11 protein-coding genes, 16 tRNA genes and 3 rRNA genes are annotated in these 16395 nt (G+C 43.5%); 24 read left to right on the top strand and 6 right to left on the bottom strand.

Annotation, left to right across the window (positions count from 1 at the left end; translation table 11 throughout):
- Positions 1 to 11 precede the first annotated feature (11 nt).
- Positions 12 to 359, bottom strand: a complete 348-nt coding sequence (locus MHI60_RS03140; RefSeq protein ID WP_024425201.1) for a YgzB family protein — start codon at positions 357 to 359, stop codon at positions 12 to 14.
- Positions 360 to 548: 189 nt separating this feature from the next.
- On the opposite strand from MHI60_RS03140, the gene MHI60_RS03135 reads away from it, so the two are divergent.
- From MHI60_RS03135 to MHI60_RS03025, 23 genes are all read left to right on the top strand, one after another.
- Positions 549 to 1427 carry a nucleotidyltransferase-like protein gene (locus MHI60_RS03135; protein ID WP_024425790.1) on the top strand — a complete coding sequence of 293 codons (879 nt, stop codon included), beginning with the start codon at positions 549 to 551 and terminating at the stop codon, positions 1425 to 1427.
- 316 nt (positions 1428 to 1743) lie between these two features.
- Positions 1744 to 3292: ribosomal RNA gene (locus MHI60_RS03130) — 16S ribosomal RNA — on the top strand.
- Positions 3293 to 3474: 182 nt separating this feature from the next.
- Positions 3475 to 6405 (top strand): 23S ribosomal RNA (locus tag MHI60_RS03125).
- Positions 6406 to 6514: 109 nt separating this feature from the next.
- A 5S ribosomal RNA gene (gene rrf / locus MHI60_RS03120) occupies positions 6515 to 6630 on the top strand.
- Together the 16S, 23S and 5S rRNA genes with 16 tRNA genes alongside form the textbook arrangement of a ribosomal RNA operon.
- A 9-nt stretch (positions 6631 to 6639) precedes the next feature.
- Positions 6640 to 6714, top strand: a tRNA-Asn gene (locus tag MHI60_RS03115).
- A 4-nt stretch (positions 6715 to 6718) separates the two neighbouring features.
- A tRNA-Ser gene (locus MHI60_RS03110) sits at positions 6719 to 6809 on the top strand.
- Between the two features lie 17 nt (positions 6810 to 6826).
- Positions 6827 to 6901: transfer RNA gene (locus tag MHI60_RS03105), tRNA-Glu, on the top strand.
- A 33-nt stretch (positions 6902 to 6934) separates the two neighbouring features.
- Positions 6935 to 7010 (top strand) — tRNA-Val (locus tag MHI60_RS03100).
- 15 nt (positions 7011 to 7025) lie between these two features.
- A tRNA-Met gene (locus MHI60_RS03095) sits at positions 7026 to 7102 on the top strand.
- A gap of 4 nt (positions 7103 to 7106) precedes the next feature.
- Positions 7107 to 7183, top strand: a tRNA-Asp gene (locus MHI60_RS03090).
- 18 nt (positions 7184 to 7201) lie between these two features.
- Positions 7202 to 7277, top strand: a tRNA-Phe gene (locus MHI60_RS03085).
- 6 nt (positions 7278 to 7283) lie between these two features.
- A tRNA-Thr gene (locus MHI60_RS03080) sits at positions 7284 to 7356 on the top strand.
- Between the two features lie 15 nt (positions 7357 to 7371).
- A tRNA-Tyr gene (locus MHI60_RS03075) sits at positions 7372 to 7456 on the top strand.
- Positions 7457 to 7469: 13 nt separating this feature from the next.
- Positions 7470 to 7543 (top strand) — tRNA-Trp (locus MHI60_RS03070).
- A 30-nt stretch (positions 7544 to 7573) separates the two neighbouring features.
- Positions 7574 to 7649: transfer RNA gene (locus MHI60_RS03065), tRNA-His, on the top strand.
- 9 nt (positions 7650 to 7658) lie between these two features.
- Positions 7659 to 7730: transfer RNA gene (locus tag MHI60_RS03060), tRNA-Gln, on the top strand.
- 7 nt (positions 7731 to 7737) lie between these two features.
- Positions 7738 to 7812 (top strand) — tRNA-Gly (locus tag MHI60_RS03055).
- Between the two features lie 5 nt (positions 7813 to 7817).
- Positions 7818 to 7888: transfer RNA gene (locus MHI60_RS03050), tRNA-Cys, on the top strand.
- 14 nt (positions 7889 to 7902) lie between these two features.
- Positions 7903 to 7991: transfer RNA gene (locus tag MHI60_RS03045), tRNA-Leu, on the top strand.
- Positions 7992 to 8028: 37 nt separating this feature from the next.
- A tRNA-Leu gene (locus tag MHI60_RS03040) sits at positions 8029 to 8110 on the top strand.
- 436 nt (positions 8111 to 8546) lie between these two features.
- Entirely contained in the window at positions 8547 to 8972 is a 426-nt protein-coding gene (locus tag MHI60_RS03035) for a hypothetical protein (RefSeq protein WP_144485660.1), read from the top strand.
- Positions 8973 to 9385: 413 nt separating this feature from the next.
- The gene (locus tag MHI60_RS03030; protein ID WP_144485658.1) at positions 9386 to 10180 is read left to right on the top strand and encodes a phosphotransferase; all 795 of its coding nucleotides are present in this window, start codon (positions 9386 to 9388) and stop codon (positions 10178 to 10180) included.
- A 45-nt stretch (positions 10181 to 10225) separates the two neighbouring features.
- The gene (locus MHI60_RS03025; RefSeq protein ID WP_095408668.1) at positions 10226 to 10930 is read left to right on the top strand and encodes a hypothetical protein; all 705 of its coding nucleotides are present in this window, start codon (positions 10226 to 10228) and stop codon (positions 10928 to 10930) included.
- A gap of 34 nt (positions 10931 to 10964) precedes the next feature.
- On the opposite strand, the gene MHI60_RS03020 is transcribed toward MHI60_RS03025, so the two are convergent.
- The 5 genes from MHI60_RS03020 to MHI60_RS03000 form a co-directional block, all read right to left on the bottom strand.
- Positions 10965 to 11507, bottom strand: a complete 543-nt coding sequence (locus MHI60_RS03020; protein ID WP_144485656.1) for a histidine phosphatase family protein — start codon at positions 11505 to 11507, stop codon at positions 10965 to 10967.
- 61 nt (positions 11508 to 11568) lie between these two features.
- Positions 11569 to 11769, bottom strand: coding sequence for a hypothetical protein (locus MHI60_RS03015; protein WP_144469968.1), 201 nt, complete (start codon positions 11767 to 11769; stop codon positions 11569 to 11571).
- A 141-nt stretch (positions 11770 to 11910) separates the two neighbouring features.
- A complete protein-coding gene (locus tag MHI60_RS03010; protein WP_144485654.1) occupies positions 11911 to 12180 on the bottom strand; it encodes a hypothetical protein in 270 nt (89 codons plus the stop codon).
- Positions 12181 to 12244: 64 nt separating this feature from the next.
- The gene (locus MHI60_RS03005) at positions 12245 to 12934 is read right to left on the bottom strand and encodes a DUF1963 domain-containing protein (RefSeq protein ID WP_144485652.1); all 690 of its coding nucleotides are present in this window, start codon (positions 12932 to 12934) and stop codon (positions 12245 to 12247) included.
- Between the two features lie 18 nt (positions 12935 to 12952).
- Complete coding sequence (locus tag MHI60_RS03000; RefSeq protein WP_144485650.1) at positions 12953 to 13756, bottom strand: DUF2262 domain-containing protein; 804 nt, start codon at positions 13754 to 13756, stop codon at positions 12953 to 12955.
- 540 nt (positions 13757 to 14296) lie between these two features.
- Here MHI60_RS03000 and MHI60_RS02995 point away from each other — a divergent pair.
- Complete coding sequence (locus MHI60_RS02995; RefSeq protein WP_048240180.1) at positions 14297 to 16240, top strand: LTA synthase family protein; 1944 nt, start codon at positions 14297 to 14299, stop codon at positions 16238 to 16240.
- The last annotated feature ends 155 nt before the right edge of the window (positions 16241 to 16395 follow it).

The following is a 16395-nucleotide window of genomic DNA, read 5'->3' as shown; positions in this document are numbered from 1 at the left end:
TCAGCTTATTTTTATGACTTTTTTCGATTGTAGGATTCATCAAACTCTTTACCTTCTAACGCTGGATCAAGTGTAAGCGGCTCCCTGCAATGCATGCACATGTCCACCCGCCCAAGCACTTTTGTTTCCTTTTCACAGCCTGGACAAACGACACGTACAGCCTTTGTAGAAAGCATACCGATCCAAAAGTAAACGGCTGTACTTAATCCAATCGATAAGACGCCAAGCAGCATAAAGAAAGTCGACAGCCAGATCGATTCCTTGAAGAACACACCGATATACATGATCAGAAAGCCAACAAAAACCAAACTAAGTGCAAATGTTCTGATTTTATTAATCTTACTGGAGTATTTCGCCATCCCTAGTCCCCCTTATCTCCAATATAGCACATTTTACCTTTCTGTTTGAATTAGTTATAGAGTTTTGTGAATAAATTGCTTATAATGATTCAATGATCTTTTTTCATGTATTGAAGGAATTTTGATTCTATGAGGAGAAATACATAGCATTAGAGAAGAACTTTACACCCGAGTATTGGAGGAATCACTATGGAAAATCTTCTCCGTCCTATTTATCAAGAGAGAGCAAGCCATCCAGACACATTAGCTGTGATTATAGTAGAAAGAAGACATAAAGTATCTTCTGAGACGGATAACTTTGATGCAGCACTTTTAGTCATCGTAAAAGAAGCGGAAGAGCCGTTATTTATCAAGCACTATGAATCAGATCACCAAACAGCTTCTTTAAATGTTGTCACAGATGATCAACTGAAGGAATGGATTACCCTCGGTACTAACCGCCGAATCATCGATTGGATTTTGAATGGCAAAGTCCTATTTGATCGAAATGAATATATCTTCAACTTAATTGATGAACTAAGTACATTCCCGTTTTCAAACCGCAAGCTTAAAATCGGTTTAGAATATGGCAAGCTCATTCGCAGATATATAGAAGGAAAAGCATTTTTTGAGTCAAATCAATTCCTTGATGCATATAATTCCATTGTGCATGCCCTGCATCACTTAGCACGTATTGAAGTAATTGATAAAGGCTTCCATCCAGAAGTGACCGTTTGGAACCAAGTGCGTCATATGGAGCCGGAAGTATACAAACTTTATTCAGAACTGATTGAAAGCCATGAAAGTCTGCATAAGCGTTTGGAACTTCTATTTTTAGCAAATGATTTTTTGATCCATTCAAAAGCGGAGATTGGTGCCGCTCATTTGCGTCATGTCATGGAACAGAAGGATATATGGCTTTTTGGTGAGCTTCTTGCACACCCTGATCTAAAGTATTTCACGCCTGACCTTAGCGTGATGATTGATTTCTTTGTGGAAAAAGGAATTGTTCAAGTGGAGCCAATTGAGACAAAGGGACAAAAAATCTATCATCGAGGATATTTTGTGAAAAAAGATATTGACGCATGAATATTATGATGGTATATTATTAAACGTCGCTAACGAGCAACTGAGTTGCTTTGAAAGAAAAGCTGACAAAAAGAAATTCCAAAAAACACTTGACGCACACGGCGCTCGAATGTTATATTAAGAAAGTCGCCTCTGAGCGATAATGAAGATGATCTTTGAAAACTAAACAAGACAAAACGTACCTGTTAATTCGAGTTTTTATAAAAAAATCCTATGATACTTCATAGGTAGTCAGTCAAACTGGCGAGGCAGGAAATGATCACATGCTAAGTTCGCTACATCGTGTAGCAACGCATGTGTGATATGCATCCTGCATACCTCGGAGAGTTTGATCCTGGCTCAGGACGAACGCTGGCGGCGTGCCTAATACATGCAAGTCGAGCGGACAGAAGGGAGCTTGCTCCCGGATGTTAGCGGCGGACGGGTGAGTAACACGTGGGTAACCTGCCTGTAAGACTGGGATAACTCCGGGAAACCGGAGCTAATACCGGATAGTTCCTTGAACCGCATGGTTCAAGGATGAAAGACGGTTTCGGCTGTCACTTACAGATGGACCCGCGGCGCATTAGCTAGTTGGTGGGGTAATGGCTCACCAAGGCGACGATGCGTAGCCGACCTGAGAGGGTGATCGGCCACACTGGGACTGAGACACGGCCCAGACTCCTACGGGAGGCAGCAGTAGGGAATCTTCCGCAATGGACGAAAGTCTGACGGAGCAACGCCGCGTGAGTGATGAAGGTTTTCGGATCGTAAAGCTCTGTTGTTAGGGAAGAACAAGTGCGAGAGTAACTGCTCGCACCTTGACGGTACCTAACCAGAAAGCCACGGCTAACTACGTGCCAGCAGCCGCGGTAATACGTAGGTGGCAAGCGTTGTCCGGAATTATTGGGCGTAAAGGGCTCGCAGGCGGTTTCTTAAGTCTGATGTGAAAGCCCCCGGCTCAACCGGGGAGGGTCATTGGAAACTGGGAAACTTGAGTGCAGAAGAGGAGAGTGGAATTCCACGTGTAGCGGTGAAATGCGTAGAGATGTGGAGGAACACCAGTGGCGAAGGCGACTCTCTGGTCTGTAACTGACGCTGAGGAGCGAAAGCGTGGGGAGCGAACAGGATTAGATACCCTGGTAGTCCACGCCGTAAACGATGAGTGCTAAGTGTTAGGGGGTTTCCGCCCCTTAGTGCTGCAGCTAACGCATTAAGCACTCCGCCTGGGGAGTACGGTCGCAAGACTGAAACTCAAAGGAATTGACGGGGGCCCGCACAAGCGGTGGAGCATGTGGTTTAATTCGAAGCAACGCGAAGAACCTTACCAGGTCTTGACATCCTCTGACAACCCTAGAGATAGGGCTTTCCCTTCGGGGACAGAGTGACAGGTGGTGCATGGTTGTCGTCAGCTCGTGTCGTGAGATGTTGGGTTAAGTCCCGCAACGAGCGCAACCCTTGATCTTAGTTGCCAGCATTCAGTTGGGCACTCTAAGGTGACTGCCGGTGACAAACCGGAGGAAGGTGGGGATGACGTCAAATCATCATGCCCCTTATGACCTGGGCTACACACGTGCTACAATGGACAGAACAAAGGGCTGCAAGACCGCAAGGTTTAGCCAATCCCATAAATCTGTTCTCAGTTCGGATCGCAGTCTGCAACTCGACTGCGTGAAGCTGGAATCGCTAGTAATCGCGGATCAGCATGCCGCGGTGAATACGTTCCCGGGCCTTGTACACACCGCCCGTCACACCACGAGAGTTTGCAACACCCGAAGTCGGTGAGGTAACCTTTATGGAGCCAGCCGCCGAAGGTGGGGCAGATGATTGGGGTGAAGTCGTAACAAGGTAGCCGTATCGGAAGGTGCGGCTGGATCACCTCCTTTCTAAGGATATATGGAGCAGCGTACGTTTTCGTCTTGTTTAGTTTTGAAGGATCATTCCTTCAAAACATGTCTCTAGCGAGACAGGATTGTTCTTTGAAAACTAGATAACAATAAGTAATACATTCACATTGAATGCAATGCAAAGTTCATCACACATAGTGATTCTTTCTAAAGTAAGAAATGGTTAAGTTAGAAAGGGCGCACGGTGGATGCCTTGGCACTAGGAGCCGATGAAGGACGGGACGAACACCGATATGCTTCGGGGAGCTGTAAGCAAGCTTTGATCCGGAGATTTCCGAATGGGGAAACCCACTGCTCGTAATGGAGTAGTATCCATACTTGAATACATAGAGTATGAGAAGGCATACCCGGGGAACTGAAACATCTAAGTACCCGGAGGAAGAGAAAGCAAATGCGATTCCCTGAGTAGCGGCGAGCGAAACGGGAACAGCCCAAACCAAGAGGCTTGCCTCTTGGGGTTGTAGGACACTCTATACGGAGTTACAAAGGAATGATATAAGCGAAGAGGTCTGGAAAGGCCCGCCAAAGAAGGTAACAGCCCTGTAACTGAAATGTCATTCTCTCCAGAGTGGATCCTGAGTACGGCGGAACACGTGAAATTCCGTCGGAATCCGGGAGGACCATCTCCCAAGGCTAAATACTCCCTAGTGACCGATAGTGAACCAGTACCGTGAGGGAAAGGTGAAAAGCACCCCGGAAGGGGAGTGAAATAGATCCTGAAACCGTGTGCCTACAAGTAGTCAGAGCCCGTTAACGGGTGATGGCGTGCCTTTTGTAGAATGAACCGGCGAGTTACGATCCCGTGCAAGGTTAAGCAGAAGATGCGGAGCCGCAGCGAAAGCGAGTCTGAATAGGGCGCATGAGTACGTGGTCGTAGACCCGAAACCAGGTGATCTACCCATGTCCAGGGTGAAGTTCAGGTAACACTGAATGGAGGCCCGAACCCACGCACGTTGAAAAGTGCGGGGATGAGGTGTGGGTAGGGGTGAAATGCCAATCGAACCTGGAGATAGCTGGTTCTCTCCGAAATAGCTTTAGGGCTAGCCTCAAGGTAAGAGTCTCGGAGGTAGAGCACTGATTGGACTAGGGGCCCCTACCGGGTTACCGAATTCAGTCAAACTCCGAATGCCGATGACTTATCCTTGGGAGTCAGACTGCGAGTGATAAGATCCGTAGTCGAAAGGGAAACAGCCCAGACCGCCAGCTAAGGTCCCAAAGTATACGTTAAGTGGAAAAGGATGTGGAGTTGCTTAGACAACCAGGATGTTGGCTTAGAAGCAGCCACCATTTAAAGAGTGCGTAATAGCTCACTGGTCGAGTGACTCTGCGCCGAAAATGTACCGGGGCTAAACGTATCACCGAAGCTGCGGACTGTTCTTACGAACAGTGGTAGGAGAGCGTTCTAAGGGCTGTGAAGCCAGACCGGAAGGACTGGTGGAGCGCTTAGAAGTGAGAATGCCGGTATGAGTAGCGAAAGACGGGTGAGAATCCCGTCCACCGAATGCCTAAGGTTTCCTGAGGAAGGCTCGTCCGCTCAGGGTTAGTCGGGACCTAAGCCGAGGCCGAAAGGCGTAGGCGATGGACAACAGGTTGATATTCCTGTACCACCTCCTCACCATTTGAGCAATGGGGGGACGCAGGAGGATAGGGTAAGCGCGGTATTGGATATCCGCGTCCAAGCAGTTAGGCTGGGAAATAGGCAAATCCGTTTCCCGTGAAGGCTGAGCTGTGATGGCGAGCGAAATTTAGTAGCGAAGTTCCTGATTCCACACTGCCAAGAAAAGCCTCTAGCGAGGTGAGAGGTGCCCGTACCGCAAACCGACACAGGTAGGCGAGGAGAGAATCCTAAGGTGATCGAGAGAACTCTCGTTAAGGAACTCGGCAAAATGACCCCGTAACTTCGGGAGAAGGGGTGCTTCTTAGGGTGTTAAAGCCCCGAGAAGCCGCAGTGAATAGGCCCAGGCGACTGTTTAGCAAAAACACAGGTCTCTGCGAAGCCGTAAGGCGAAGTATAGGGGCTGACGCCTGCCCGGTGCTGGAAGGTTAAGAGGAGCGCTTAGCGTAAGCGAAGGTGCGAATTGAAGCCCCAGTAAACGGCGGCCGTAACTATAACGGTCCTAAGGTAGCGAAATTCCTTGTCGGGTAAGTTCCGACCCGCACGAAAGGCGCAACGATCTGGGCACTGTCTCAACGAGAGACTCGGTGAAATTATAGTACCTGTGAAGATGCAGGTTACCCGCGACAGGACGGAAAGACCCCGTGGAGCTTTACTGCAGCCTGATATTGAATGTTGGTACAGCTTGTACAGGATAGGTAGGAGCCTTGGAAACCGGAGCGCTAGCTTCGGTGGAGGCATCGGTGGGATACTACCCTGGCTGTATTGACCTTCTAACCCGCTGCCCTTATCGGGCAGGGAGACAGTGTCAGGTGGGCAGTTTGACTGGGGCGGTCGCCTCCTAAAATGTAACGGAGGCGCCCAAAGGTTCCCTCAGAATGGTTGGAAATCATTCGCAGAGTGTAAAGGCACAAGGGAGCTTGACTGCGAGACCTACAAGTCGAGCAGGGACGAAAGTCGGGCTTAGTGATCCGGTGGTTCCGCATGGAAGGGCCATCGCTCAACGGATAAAAGCTACCCCGGGGATAACAGGCTTATCTCCCCCAAGAGTCCACATCGACGGGGAGGTTTGGCACCTCGATGTCGGCTCATCGCATCCTGGGGCTGTAGTCGGTCCCAAGGGTTGGGCTGTTCGCCCATTAAAGCGGTACGCGAGCTGGGTTCAGAACGTCGTGAGACAGTTCGGTCCCTATCCGTCGCGGGCGCAGGAAATTTGAGAGGAGCTGTCCTTAGTACGAGAGGACCGGGATGGACGCACCGCTGGTGTACCAGTTGTTCTGCCAAGGGCATCGCTGGGTAGCTATGTGCGGACGGGATAAGTGCTGAAAGCATCTAAGCATGAAGCCCCCCTCAAGATGAGATTTCCCATTCCGCAAGGAAGTAAGATCCCTGAAAGATGATCAGGTTGATAGGTCTGAGGTGGAAGCGTGGTGACACGTGGAGCTGACAGATACTAATAGATCGAGGACTTAACCTATATTCTAATGTGAAGCACGAACATTGTTATCTAGTTTTGAGAGAACATTTTTTAAATATCTCTTGATTTATTTTCAATACATAGTATAATATCTTTTGTCACTAAATTGTCTGGTGATGATGGCGAAGAGGTCACACCCGTTCCCATACCGAACACGGAAGTTAAGCTCTTCAGCGCCGATGGTAGTTGGGGGTTTCCCCCTGTGAGAGTAGGACATCGCCAGGCTTTCTTCATTCCGCAGTAGCTCAGTGGTAGAGCTATCGGCTGTTAACCGATCGGTCGTAGGTTCGAATCCTACCTGCGGAGCCAATTTGGAGAGCTGTCCGAGTGGCCGAAGGAGCACGATTGGAAATCGTGTAGGCGGTAACCCCGTCTCAAGGGTTCGAATCCCTTGCTCTCCGCCACAATTTACATAATAAAGGGCCCGTTGGTCAAGCGGTTAAGACACCGCCCTTTCACGGCGGTAACACGGGTTCGAATCCCGTACGGGTCACCATTTTTATAGAATACACACCAGCATTTTTTATTCGGAGGATTAGCTCAGCTGGGAGAGCATCTGCCTTACAAGCAGAGGGTCGGCGGTTCGAGCCCGTCATCCTCCACCATATCTTTTATATCGTCGCGGGGTGGAGCAGTTCGGTAGCTCGTCGGGCTCATAACCCGAAGGTCGCAGGTTCAAATCCTGCCCCCGCAACCAAAATGGTCCGGTAGTTCAGTTGGTTAGAATGCCTGCCTGTCACGCAGGAGGTCGCGGGTTCGAGTCCCGTCCGGACCGCCATTTTTCAAAAGAATACTTGGCTCGGTAGCTCAGTTGGTAGAGCAACGGACTGAAAATCCGTGTGTCGGCGGTTCGATTCCGTCCCGAGCCACCACTATTTGCCGGTGTAGCTCAACTGGTAGAGCAACTGACTTGTAATCAGTAGGTTGGGGGTTCAAGTCCTCTTGCCGGCACTGTTTTTCAAAAGTGGAGGGGTAGCGAAGTGGCTAAACGCGGCGGACTGTAAATCCGCTCCCTCCGGGTTCGGCGGTTCGAATCCGCCCCCCTCCACCATTTTTATTTTCATAGGGGCATAGTTTAAAGGTAGAACAGAGGTCTCCAAAACCTCCGGTGTGGGTTCGATTCCTACTGCCCCTGCCAATTTTCTTGATATGATTCATAACATCTATGGCGGTTGTGGCGAAGTGGTTAACGCACCAGATTGTGGCTCTGGCACTCGTGGGTTCGATTCCCATCAATCGCCCCATTTTATTATTGGGCTATAGCCAAGCGGTAAGGCAACGGACTTTGACTCCGTCATGCGTTGGTTCGAATCCAGCTAGCCCAGTTGATGTGCGGAAGTAGTTCAGTGGTAGAACACCACCTTGCCAAGGTGGGGGTCGCGGGTTCGAATCCCGTCTTCCGCTCCAATAATGGCGGCATAGCCAAGTGGTAAGGCAGAGGTCTGCAAAACCTTTATCCCCGGTTCAAATCCGGGTGTCGCCTTTTTTGAAAAGACTGCCGGGGTGGTGGAATTGGCAGACACACAGGACTTAAAATCCTGCGGTAGGTGACTACCGTGCCGGTTCAAGTCCGGCCCTCGGCACCATTGTTTTTTAATATAAGATGCGCTCTTTAATGATCATGCCGGTGTGGCGGAATTGGCAGACGCGCACGACTCAAAATCGTGTTCCTCACGGAGTGCCGGTTCGACCCCGGCCACCGGTATCTAGTTTTAGATATTCTTTATTGTCGTCAAAAGAATTAAGGAATATCAACATTTAAAACGTCTTTCTACAAATTGTAGGAGGGCGTTTTTTATTTGTTTTTTAGCTGATTTTTCACACGATAAAATTACTTCAAATCGTGTTCACGGGTGAAAGGTGAATTGGCAATTTTAGAAAAGGAAACTAAGTCTTATGTTGAATTATTTCGGGAAGCTATTGAATTACTTGTTAAGGACTGCGAGTTAAGAAATTTAAGGCGTTTCTTAATTCTCTAACAGCAAAAAGAATAAATATTGCTGAATTAAAGCCTTACGATATGACAGAGGAACATATTAAGGAGATTAACTTTTACTTTATTGATGGTTACCTTATTATTAAACTAAAGGGGCAGGATAATTGAAGAAGGATTGAATAAATTGTACATAAGAGGTGTTGTCATGATTACGGTTAAAAATGCTGAAAGTTATCTTAAAGATAGCATAGGTGAAGATACCGATGATATAAAAAAGGTTTGGGAAACATTTAAGGCTTTTTCAAAGGAGACAGTTGAGGGCGAAGAAGATAAAGAAATTTTATTTCAGTGTGGTGTCTATGATTTTACAGGAGAGGAACTATTTCATTTTGATTTTGTACGTCAGTTTACAGTTTATGAAGAAGATGATTATTCTCATATGGAACAACTACACTGTGAATTTTTATTTAAACCAACAAGCGAGTTAAAAAAGTTAAAGGTGGTAGAAAAATGGTCAATGGATTATGACGATATCGATCATTTTTTTCATCATATTGAAAGTATTCATGAGTTTAAAATACCTTTTAGTTTAAAGCCGATAAAATCAGAAATATATCAAGAAGAACTTTGATTCTTATTTTATAAACGAGTACTTTACTTTAAGAGGGTATACCTTGCCTTTTTGGAATAATTTATCATGGAGTGCTTGTTCGACCCCGGCCACCGGTATCTATTAAAAGTTTCATGATTGGTTTTGACCGTGAACTTAACGTTTCACCCTCGTGGTGAAACGTTTTTTGTGGTTTAAATGAGTTATTTAGATAAAAAATAGAAATCTATTAGAAAATAATGAGCATGTACTTTTTTAAGCAGAATAATCTTTAGATGATTTGCAACATTTGATAAGATACATTTAACCATGTAAGACAGCAGATTCACATAAAACAGTGTACTACCTTTGTGTAACTAAATGAATATTTGTGGGTACATAATACACATCTTTAGCTGACATCAACATTGTAACCCAGTTTGAGGGGAGAATTTATGAAAAAACAAAATGATCATGAGGAGTTATTGGCAGGTGGAAATGTTTCAAACGTATATCGTTCGGGAGATACGGTTCGTCGAGAAGTAAAGTCAGACAATATCAATATACGAAAGCTGCTAAAGCATTTAGAAAAAAAGAATTTCTCTTATGCTCCAAAGTTTTTAGGGGTTGATGAACAAGGTAGAGAGATCTTGTCCTTTATTGAAGGCGTAGCCGGTCATGATCCTTTAAAAGAATACATGTGCTCTTCTGATGTCTTAAAAGATATAGCGAAAATGCTTAGACTGTATCATGATGCTGTTCGTGATTTTCCCATTTCAGACGATTGGGAACGAATGGACAATACGCCTGGAGAAATAGAGGTTGTGTGCCATAATGATTTTGCGATGTACAACATCATTTTCAATAATGAAAAACCAGTAGGTATCATTGATTTTGATGTAGCTGCACCTGGTCCAAGACTTTGGGATATCGCATATACTCTGTATACATGTGTACCTATCAGTAGGTTTTTTCGCACCAAAACAGGAGACATCGTAAACTATCATTCATCAGAACATGCAGACCAGATAAAGCATAGAGTCAAACTATTTTTTGAAGCTTATGGTGAGGAAATAGCAGAAGATTATTTGGAGATGCTGCTGCTTCGTTTAGAAGGATTATGTCAGTATATGAAACGAAAAGCGAGTGAGGGTGATATCGCTTTTCAAGACATGATTCATGAAGGACATCTTGAACATTATCAAAAAGACATTCAATTTATTCATGAACATAGAAAAGAATGGATGTAAAACTGAAAGAAAAAAGAATGAATGTAAAGAGGCGGCGTTGTGAACATGCAAACGAAGACGATATTACAGGCTATCATTCAAGACGAGGGAGTAAATGATTATCCTCTTTTTAGACAGTACTGTGTGAGAAAAGAACAGGGCCTGCGTAAAGATGCGCTAAACGTTCTTCAGGCCTTTATTGAAGAGATGAAAGAGAACGATTTTGAAGTACAGCGTGAATTTACTGCTTGGCTGTTTGAGTGGATTGAACGGTTTGAGGATGGTCATCATCTGCTTGTGTATCCGCTGGTAAATGGGGTGATCCAGCCTGTTTTTCAAACGTGGGAGAATGTTGATCCTATGGATGTGAGACCGTATCGCTGGCAGGGCTTGTTTGTGCATCAGGGAGAAGGGCTGCCTCATTTATTAAAGGCACTAGAGCTTGGGGGCAGCAAGGAACAGCGTGTGATTGTTCAAATTTGTGAAGTCTATTTATCGGCCTTGTGGTATTCGTTTCATCATATACATGAAGATCTTTATTTAAGCACCTATGAGAAGGATCAAGAGAGAATTCAAGGGATTGAACGTGTTATGATGCTGATTCAAGATAAAAGAACTCGAACCAATGTTCAAAAACAAGCCGTCTATTATGGCCAGCTTTTAACGGACTGGATGGCGTTTCAGCAAACGGAAACAAGAGGTTTTATGAAATGGTGTGCGGAGCGTAAGAAACCGTATGAGTGGGTAGAGGCCTTTTATTATCAGCAATAGATGAGAAAACGGCAGAGTTCATTCTGCCGTTTTTTTAATGCCATATTCGCTTTGTTTCTATATGACCTGGACTAAAATATTTCAGAATATAGACATCTGGATTGCTTAGTTTCTCCCACTCTTCGAATCCAATCGTTGGATCGGCGTGTTTAAGAAGCAGGCTCATGATATTGCCATGTGTGACGAACAGGGTATGATCTTTTTCTAATTTTATGTGTTCATGGAGTGCTTCTACAATACGATTCATGGCTTCTTGGCTCGATTCACCGCCTTCACAGGTCATATGTAAGTCTGTAAAACTGAGCTTTAGCTTCTCATACCAATTGTCTATTGGCTTACTGCTTAATACACGTTCAGAGAGGCGCTGATCGATTTTTACCTCGAGCTGTTTTGCATGAGCAAGGGGCTCAGTAGTTTGGATCGCTCGTTTATAAGGACTTGAGATAATCTGATTGAGATGAATGCTGGAAAAAAACTGTGCGAGTTCGTAAGATTGAGTGATGCCTTGTGGCGTTAAAGCTGCATCTTTAGATTGTCCATCTGCTTGGCAGTGTCTGACGATATAATATGTTTTCATTGGATACACCTTTCATTGAGTATAAAAAAATCATCCAGTATTGGATGAGGATTTACGAAGGTTAGGTAAGCTTGTTCGTATCTGTTTCTTTATAGGGATCTGTGAGCTTAGAGGTCAGGTCTAGGTTGAACAAAAAATCATCGACGGTGTCTGTACCAAAGGGAAGTGTGGAGAAGTTGATTGGGATGCTGTCTTCTTGCTTTTCTGAAGTGATTTGCTGTGCAGGCTGCTGCTTTTTTCTCCAGTTCTTAAACAAGCGCATGTGAGGCCCCCATTTCTTTAAAAAAGATGGATTTATACATAATATACGGGGAGAGTTGTCCAGGCGTCAAATGTTTTCTTCAAAAGGAACGATTCAATTGATAAAAAAGAGCCACAGGAAAGTGCGGCTCTTGTTGTCAGTTTACATTGCGCGTTGTAATGCTTGTAGTAATTTACGTTCGCATCTTAAGTTGTATTGCTTCTTATGGAGTTTCTCCCTTTTAAACTTGCCTATGACACGTCGAACATCGGGATGATAAATGATGAGGTCCCTGCAAGTTTGATCATGTAATAGTGCTTGAAACCAGCTATATTTTTTGAGATGTACTGCGTTCCTTGAGATATCCTCTTCATCCACTTGTAGAAAAGGGATATACACAGCAAGTGAAAAGATGTCTAAAATGAATCCCATTTTGCTTCCTCCTTTCATATTATTCATTACGTTTAGGAGAAGGCAAGGTTTCATTCAATAAACGTTAGAAACAATCCCAGTGCATAAACCATTCTTTTAATTCTTTGTTGTAATAGAAATACATCGTGCCGTTATCACCAATCATGAAACGAGGTTTTTCTTCTGAGGCGATTTGAAGCATGAATTCGCCTTGTTGTTGATGGGGTGGGGATTGAATATACGCCCCATATCCACCGATTTTTGTGAACGAATAATTTGTGTATTGATTAAAGAAGTGGTCTGTCGCTTCTTCACTTTCGTTTACTTCTGTTAGATCCACATATGACCATGCTTCTTCCCAGCAAGGGTAGTCCCTTTGCTCACTTTCGTTCCATTGTATTTGAAAGGGTTTGAGTCCTCTCACTTCTTCAGGAGTTTCAACTACTTCTAATTCTTCGATTGTTGAATATTCAATGAGCTTCCAGCCTTCGCCGTTTTTGGTGATATCAATCGGAAGTGCTTTCTGGTTGAGAAAAATTTGAATCATCTTACACTCATTGAAGCCATTCATTCCTCCCGGCACTTCTGGTAAATAAATTTGTAAAATCGGAATCATGGCCCCATCTTGATCTGTCGGCCAGCCTTGATTAGGATCGATGAAAAAATGGCCGGCAAACCAGCTGTGTACAGCTGGATCAGGACGGAAGCCGCCAATTTTGGCGATGGCTGGCGTTTTCCCAATTAGATTTAATTGTTGAAAAGCTTTGATTTCCATGGATTGTCCCTCCAGCCTTTAGCCTGCAATGTGTGCATCATGAAATGTGCCATTTATATTTCCTGTGACAATAATGACATGTCCCCAAAATAAATCACCGTCATGATAGTAGACTTCAAACTCTCCCTCAGGGTAAACATGCAGGCTTTCAAGTGAAATGCGGCTTATAAATTGATTCAGTGTGAGTTCTTCTTGCTTATCAGCTGATTCGTCTTGTTCTTGCCAATCTTTTGCTAGATCTATCAGCTGATTCGCAGCAAATGATTTAATAGAAGAATCCCATTTGGCCTGTTCTTGCATGAGTCGGTTTGCTGTTCGAAGAGAGTCATTTATTTTTTCATCTTCTTCGAGGTTGAAGTAGAGAAGGCACTCTTCATTGCTCCATTGAATCGTCTTTTCAAATAAGTCTAGTCCTTTCACTAACTCAAAGGTTCCGAGTGTATCATCATGATAAAACACAGGCTTTTGGGCTTCTTCTAAGATTTCTTGAAGCGCTTGATCCTTTGTGTCTGTATTGATCAAAGATACAAGCATGAATTCACCTTCGCCTTTTCGAACCTGAAGTGTAACGATTGATTCTTTATGTAATTGTGCCTGTTTTTCCCGTAATCCCTCGTCATCTGTTAGCCAGCAAAGTCTTACATTTTCGGTTGTGATATGGCCGTTTTCTTTCCAAGCAATCAGTGGAATAGAAGCGGTCCAAAGAGGTGCCTGTCCTGCTTTCCCTGCCCCTACGCCAGAAGGTCCTGTAACAGCAATGATAGTGACTACATCTTCTGAAAATCTCTCTTCAAAAGTGTTGATTTGTTTGTTAATCTTCATGTGATGTCCTCCAGCCTGATTTTTTGTCATGAACATAAGGATGATATGATTAAAAGCTACCTCTTAATCACACCGCACATCAGTAGGGAAAATCAAGCTTTTTTTGTTTAAAACTGTTTTTTTAGGGAGGTACATGGATTAATGGAGGTTGAGTCACAATAAAAGAAGCATGGCTCGAATTTTGTATAAATTTGGGTAAGTGAGTCGAAAAGCCTAGGTTATTCTTCCTTTTCTTTATAATTACTTTGACACGAATAGATGAAAAAAGTAAAGTAATACTGAGTGATTTACAAAACCTTCTTCATCCACTAAAACATGAAGTGTGCGTAAATTTAATGTAAATGGATATTTTTCCTTTTATTTACTCGTATTTTTTTTGAAACTTATGATGCCTCTCATTCGTTATATTAAAGGAGCGCATGTATCCGGCGGAGACAGAGCATCGGCATGCTTGGTGAAGAAGATTTACATTTGCAAAATGAATGTAAATTTTTTATGATTTCATTTATATCAGAACGATGATAAGAAAGAAGAGGTTTTATGAAAAAAATATTTGCAAACAAATATAGCTTTTTTGTTTTGGCTGTCCTTTTATTCTGGGCAAAATCGTACACAGCCTACAAAATGGACTTTAATTTAGGAGTAAAGGGTTCTTTTCAAGAGGGGCTTCTCTTATTAAATCCATTTAGTTCAGCCATTGTGTTTTTTGGACTTGCTCTCTTTTTGAAGGGGCGTAAATCTGCCATTGTTTTAATTGTTATTGATTTTATTATGACCGCACTTTTATATGCAAATGTAGCGTATTACCGTTTCTTTGATGACTTTTTGACTTTCTCAACAATGAAGCAGGCAGGAAATCTTGGGGGAGGCATGACTGGCGGTGTGCTAGCAAGCATTAAGCCGCATGACCTTTTATACTTCCTTGATATTATCATTTTGATTGCGATTGTCATTTGGAGACCAGAAGTGAAGAAGTTCCAAATGAAAAAGACGTTTGCACTGCTGATTGTAGCTGCAGGTATTGGACTGTTCTTTGTAAACCTTCATTTGGCTGAAAAGGATCGTCCAGAATTATTAACGAGAACCTTTGATCATAAGTATGTTGTCAAATACTTAGGTGTTTATAACTATACGATTTATGATGGGGTACAAGCAGCACAAAACGCAACACAGGTAGCAAATGCAAGCAGTGAAGATTTAACGGATGTTGTGAACTATACGTCATCTCACTATGCGAAGCCAAATGCAGAGTATTTTGGTAAAGCAAAAGGCAAAAACATTATTAAAATTCATTTAGAAAGCTTCCAGTCTTTCTTAATTGACTACAAATTAAATGGAGAAGAAGTGACTCCATTCTTAAACAAACTGGCTCATGGGAAAGACGACTTTACGTATTTCGATAACTTCTTCCATCAGACTGGTCAAGGGAAGACATCAGATGCTGAGCTGATGATGGATAATAGTATGTTTGGCTTGCCAGAGGGAGCAGCATTTGTGACAAAGGGTGAAAATACCTTCCAATCACTACCTGCCATCCTAGATCAAAAAGCAGGCTATACGAGTGCAGTGCTTCACGGGGACTATAAATCTTTCTGGAACCGTGACACGATTTATAAACATATGGGAATTGATCAATTCTTTGATGCTTCCTATTACAACATGGATGAAGAAAACCTTGTGAATATGGGTCTGAAGGATAAACCGTTCTTCAAAGAATCAATTCCAATGCTAGAATCAATGAAAAAGCCATTTTATGCACATTTAATGACACTGACAAATCACTATCCATTTAATTTAGATGAAAAAGATGCGACAATCGCTAAGGCAACAACTGGCGATAAAACAGTCGATAACTATTTCCAAACAGCAAGATATTTAGATGAGTCATTAGAGCAATTCTTCAAAGACTTGAAAAAATCAGGTATGTATAAAGACTCAGTCATTTTATTATATGGTGACCATAACGGTATTTCTGAGAACCATAACCGTGCAATGAGTGAAATTCAAGGGAAAGAAATCACTCCTTATCAAAATGCACAAAACCAGCGTGTTCCGCTCATGATTCGTATCCCTGGTAAACAGGGTGGCGTGAACCATACGTATGGTGGTGAAGTCGACGTTATGCCAACACTTCTTCACTTACAAGGTATCGATTCAAATGAATTCGTGAATTTTGGAACAGACCTATTCTCTAAAAAGCATGATCAGACCGTTGCCTTCCGTAATGGAAACTATGTGACACCGAAATATACACTTGTCGATAATACCGTTTATGATACGAAAACGGGTAAAGTGGTGAAACAAAATAAAAAGACAGAGGCGATTAAAGCCCGTGTTGATAATCAGTTAAGTCTTTCAGATAAAGTGCTCTACAGGGATCTTCTTCGATTCCATAAGTTATCTGATTTCAAACCAGTGAATCCATCGGATTATTTCTATGGTAAAGCAAACAAAGAAAAAGAAGCGGATTCTTCTGCTAACTAACTGAGTTTTGGGCAAGCACAGAAAGGTGCTTGCCTTTTTCTCTCTCATTGCTTGATTTGTTGGCAAAATATGTTTATATTTAGGGAGAAACAAGCGTGATGCCGGCCAGCAGCTGGTGACACACATTTCGTCCTTGGGGAATTCAGGAGGAGCTT

It is taken from the genome of Bacillus sp. FSL K6-3200, assembly GCF_038630485.1.
GTDB classification, from domain to species: domain Bacteria; phylum Bacillota; class Bacilli; order Bacillales; family Bacillaceae; genus Bacillus; species Bacillus safensis.
The sequence above is the reverse complement of the archived record's forward strand: the minus strand, read 5'-3'. Positions and strand labels throughout refer to the sequence as shown.

Bases quoted from the DNA above. Each gene is read 5' to 3' on its own strand.
- MHI60_RS03140 (WP_024425201.1), bottom strand. From the start codon at position 359: ATGGCGAAATACTCCAGTAAGATTAATAAAATCAGAACATTTGCACTT.
- MHI60_RS03135 (WP_024425790.1), top strand. From the start codon at position 549: ATGGAAAATCTTCTCCGTCCTATTTATCAAGAGAGAGCAAGCCATCCA.
- MHI60_RS03035 (WP_144485660.1), top strand. From the start codon at position 8,547: ATGATTACGGTTAAAAATGCTGAAAGTTATCTTAAAGATAGCATAGGT.
- MHI60_RS03030 (WP_144485658.1), top strand. From the start codon at position 9,386: ATGAAAAAACAAAATGATCATGAGGAGTTATTGGCAGGTGGAAATGTT.
- MHI60_RS03025 (WP_095408668.1), top strand. From the start codon at position 10,226: ATGCAAACGAAGACGATATTACAGGCTATCATTCAAGACGAGGGAGTA.
- MHI60_RS03020 (WP_144485656.1), bottom strand. From the start codon at position 11,507: ATGAAAACATATTATATCGTCAGACACTGCCAAGCAGATGGACAATCT.
- MHI60_RS03015 (WP_144469968.1), bottom strand. From the start codon at position 11,769: ATGCGCTTGTTTAAGAACTGGAGAAAAAAGCAGCAGCCTGCACAGCAA.
- MHI60_RS03010 (WP_144485654.1), bottom strand. From the start codon at position 12,180: ATGGGATTCATTTTAGACATCTTTTCACTTGCTGTGTATATCCCTTTT.
- MHI60_RS03005 (WP_144485652.1), bottom strand. From the start codon at position 12,934: ATGGAAATCAAAGCTTTTCAACAATTAAATCTAATTGGGAAAACGCCA.
- MHI60_RS03000 (WP_144485650.1), bottom strand. From the start codon at position 13,756: ATGAAGATTAACAAACAAATCAACACTTTTGAAGAGAGATTTTCAGAA.
- MHI60_RS02995 (WP_048240180.1), top strand. From the start codon at position 14,297: ATGAAAAAAATATTTGCAAACAAATATAGCTTTTTTGTTTTGGCTGTC.